2 protein-coding genes are annotated in these 4,135 nt (G+C 43.7%); both read left to right on the top strand.

Annotated elements, in window-relative coordinates; translation table 11 throughout:
- The first annotated feature begins 380 nt into the window (after positions 1-380).
- Entirely contained in the window at positions 381-1,640 is a 1,260-nt protein-coding gene (locus BCT81_RS20895) for an outer membrane protein transport protein (protein ID WP_102425698.1), read from the top strand.
- A 15-nt stretch (positions 1,641-1,655) separates the two neighbouring features.
- A complete protein-coding gene (locus BCT81_RS20890) occupies positions 1,656-4,079 on the top strand; it encodes a VolA/Pla-1 family phospholipase (RefSeq protein ID WP_102425697.1) in 2,424 nt (807 codons plus the stop codon).
- Positions 4,080-4,135: the final 56 nt, after the last annotated feature.

The following is a 4,135-nucleotide window of genomic DNA, read 5'->3' as shown; positions in this document are numbered from 1 at the left end:
ACTCTATCGCGAGTAATTCCAAACTATAAATTCCAATTAAAAGACCATCAAAATGAGCCAGTATTATGCCGATTTAGGGAATTGCGGTAAACAGAAACAAAATCGTTACACATTGAGCTATTGAACACTATTTATACCGCAATGGCGCATAAATGTTCTGGTCACACCTCCAACCACAAATAAATCATTGATTGCATTTATAATATTGATGTTAAAGTGCCGCCCCTTAAAAATATAAGTTCACAAAATAACAACTCTTTCTTTGACTTTATATAAAACATGAATTTAACATGCTGTTTACATTAGAGCTTCAACACCAAAAATGCTCAGTGTGTTTTCAAACAAAAATAATGAAATTTGATGCCCTAGGAGGGTCAAGGATGAAAACAATACAACGCTCTCTCGTTTCACTATCAGTGCTATTTGCATGTAATTCGCTTGCCGCTGGCTTCCAAGTTGCTGAGCATTCTGCTTCAGGCCTTGGTCGCTCGTTCTCAGGTGAAGGTGCAGTAGCTGACAACGCGAGTGTACTAGCAAGAAACCCCGCCGCAATGACCTTATTTGATACAGCCCAATTTTCAGGCGCGGTTTCTATCGTTGATCCAGAAGTAGATATTACACAGAACAATGTTCCGGGTTCTGGCGGTCAAAGTCAGAAGTCCAATGACGTTGCACCTTTGCAAGTCGTTCCGGCCGCTTATTACATCAGCCCAATCAACGAAAAGTGGGCTTGGGGTATCGGTATGTTCTCAAACTATGGTGTAGCGACTGACTACCCAGACGATATCTATGCTGGTGATCTCGCCGGTGATACTTCTCTGATCTCTGTTAACATCAATCCAAACGTAGCATATCGAATTAACCAACAAATCAGCGTTGGTGCTGGCGTGAACTTTGTTTACGCTGAGGCAGAACTGAACCGTCACCAAGGTTCAATTTCTAACATTACCGGTGATCCTGCTTCTACCAAGCTGATTAGCATGACGGGTGAAACGTTTGCATTCGGTTGGAACGTTGGTGCGCTATATGAGCTAAACGAAAACAATCGCTTCGCTATCGCCTATCGTTCTGAAGTCGACCTAGATTTTGATGATGGTGACTTTAACGATTACACCGGAAGTATCGTACAAGGCAGTGCTACATCTACAACAGGTCGTCTTAAGATCACATTACCTTCGATTATAGAAATCTCCGCTTTTCACCAACTGACTGACCAGTGGGCAATTCACTATGGTTGGCAGCAAACGGGTTGGAGTAGCTTCAAAGAACTTAAAGCAACCAGTCCAGATTGTGTAAATGGTGAATGTTTCAAAAAGACTGAACACTACGACGATAACAACCGTTACTCATTAGGTGCGACTTATCAACTGAACCAAGCGTGGACTCTGCGAGCTGGTCTTGCATACGACGAACAAGCGGGTGAAGCGACATTAAGTATCCCCGATAGTGACCGTTTTTGGTACAGCGCAGGTTTAACTTACCAGTACAGCCCTAACCTTTCGTTCGATGCTGGTTTCGCCCTTGTACAAAGTAAAGATGGTGACTTCAGAGAAACCAATGAGCTAGGCCAAGAGCTTGAGTTCTCTGGCGATGCAGTTGCGTACCTATCTGCGATTCAAATGAACTACACCTTCAACTAAACGGAATTACAAAACATGAAAAAGTTATTTAATGTTTCGCTGCTTGCTTCAGCAATGTTTCTTGCTGGTTGTGGTGACGACTCATCGAGCTCTGGCGCATCAACCGCAATTCAATATGAACAATATATTCAAGATTCACTTGCACAAGCGACTAGCATCAAGTTTCAGTTAACAGGTGCAGATGTCGCAGTTCCTCTTCCAAGCTTTGCGTTGATGGATACTACGGACGGCACACTGGGTCTGCCGACTAGCGGTGATGACTCATTAACCAACCCTATTGCCGCAATGAATACCATGGACGGTTGGTCAACCTCTATGCCGATCATCATGGATTTTGAAGGTGCTGGATTAGCGGATGGTGCTGCGACTGGTGGCGTTTATCTTTTAAAACTTAGTGGTTCACTTACATCTGAGACCACGCCAAGTGTTACAAAGGTATTGACTCTAGGTAATGATTTTGAGGTCGAATCTAGTTCTGCAACCGACACGTTCACGATCGAATTTAAAGATTCACTTGATGCATCCAGTGAATACGTGTTGGCACTGTCAAATGAACTTACGGATGTGAATGGTGACCCTGTTGGTATGTCAGCAAGTTACGCAGCACTTAAATCGAGTGCAGTGATTTATACCGAAGGTAGCCTTGCGCAAGCTCAACAAGTCACTCAAGGGGTTGAGAAGATCTTCGCTGGCGCGACAGCAGCAGGTGCAATTAACCTAGATACAGAGAACATCATTTATTCAACTTGGTTTACTACTGAGTCTGTTGGAGACACGCTATTTGCTACTAAAGGTGCTACGGCAACAGGATTGGCTGCGACAAACCTAAATGGTGTCTGGAAAGGCAGCGCAAACCCTAACTCTGTCGATCTTACGGCAGCTTACACAATGCAATTCGGTTCTACAGAACTGTTCACTACAGCATTAGCAAACGATACAGACTTTGATAAATATGTTGCAGGTGGCGACGCGACAACTATCGCTACTCTAAAGGGTGCGATTAACGGGCTATACGGTGGTACTGACAACGTTGATGTTACTCAGGGTTTTGTTCAGTTACCTTATTACCTAGAAACCAATACTAGCGAATGGAATTCTCAGCCATTTGAATCAGGTATGCCTAGTTTAGCTAAAGTATCAAACGCTTTAAGCGATGCTAGCGAGCAAGCTAATATGGCTGCTCAATTAGTTGCTGCAGGTATCGACACTAGTGTATTAGCGACTGACCAAACAGAACAGCTTAAACTGGTTGGCCTAAACCTTACTCTAGCAGATGGCTCACCGCTTGATAGTGAAAGGGTTATTACTAAATACTCTCCAGTTCCTCAGGTAAAATCATTAGAATCTGTAGAGTTTTTGTTGTTTACACCTAATGGTGCAGATCCTACTGATGTGGTTATTTACCAACACGGTATAACCTCCGCTAAAGAAAATGCTTATGCGTTCGCTTACAATTTAGCGAGAGCCGGCGTCGCAGTTATCGCAATTGATTTACCAATACATGGTACGCGCAGTCTAGACGATACCCGTTCAGCAAACGCAGATGTGTTGGCTTACTTGAACCTTGCTAACCTTCCGGTAGCTCGCGACAACGTTCGTCAAAGTGCACTCGACGTAATGGGCTTAAGAGCTTCTTTAACTGCTTCTTTGCAGGCTGGTTTACTTGCTAGTTCACCTTTGAAAGCATTTGCTGGATCACAGGTTAAGTTCTTGGGGCATTCATTAGGCGGTATTGTTGGAACAACTGCTGTCGCTGCTTCAAATCGCTCGCTGGGAAGCACAAATGCCGATGCTTTATATAGCTTCAGTGCTGCAGCTATTGAAAACTCTGGTGGACAAATATCTAACCTTTTGTTGGGTTCACCGTTCTTTGGACCGCAAGTTAAGCATAATGTAGCTTTGGGTGCTTCTACTGATTACGCAAGTTTCGCTTCTGCAAGCTGTACAGGTTTAACAGATCAAGTTTGTTATAGCACGTTTGAAGATAATGCTACGCCGGAACAACTAGCTGCAATGACGGCCGCGTTCCAACAGTTCGCTTATGCGGCACAAACCGTGTTAGACACTATTGATCCATACACTAATGTTGATTACTTGCTAGCAGCTTCTACTCAGATGCCTATTTATATGGGGCAAGCACAAGACGACCAAACAGTGCCAAATACTGTTGCGGATGCACCTTTTGCTGGTACAACACCGCTCGCTACGAAACTTGGCTTAACGGTGGTAGATGCAAGCAATACATCACCAAACGGCACTAAAGACTTTGTTAAGTTTAGTGATGTGGCATCGCATAGTACATTTGTTGCTCCGCAAGATGACACTACGCCTATGCCACTAGATTTAAACCATCACATTAGCATGCAGACACAAGCTACAGATTTCTTGGTAAACAACGCTTTATCAGCAGGCTCAATTAATGGAGCGGTATTGGAATAATAACTCTCCATCACTAAAACTAAATGCCAGCCTAACCGCTGGCATTTTTGTATCTG

It is taken from the genome of Vibrio sp. 10N.261.52.A1, from assembly GCF_002876325.1.
GTDB lineage: Bacteria > Pseudomonadota > Gammaproteobacteria > Enterobacterales > Vibrionaceae > Vibrio > Vibrio chagasii.
The sequence above is the reverse complement of the archived record's forward strand: the minus strand, read 5'-3'. Positions and strand labels throughout refer to the sequence as shown.

Excerpts from the sequence above, each read along its gene's own strand:
- BCT81_RS20895 (WP_102425698.1), top strand. The coding sequence starts at position 381 with ATGAAAACAATACAACGCTCTCTCGTTTCACTATCAGTGCTATTTGCA.
- BCT81_RS20890 (WP_102425697.1), top strand. The coding sequence starts at position 1,656 with ATGAAAAAGTTATTTAATGTTTCGCTGCTTGCTTCAGCAATGTTTCTT.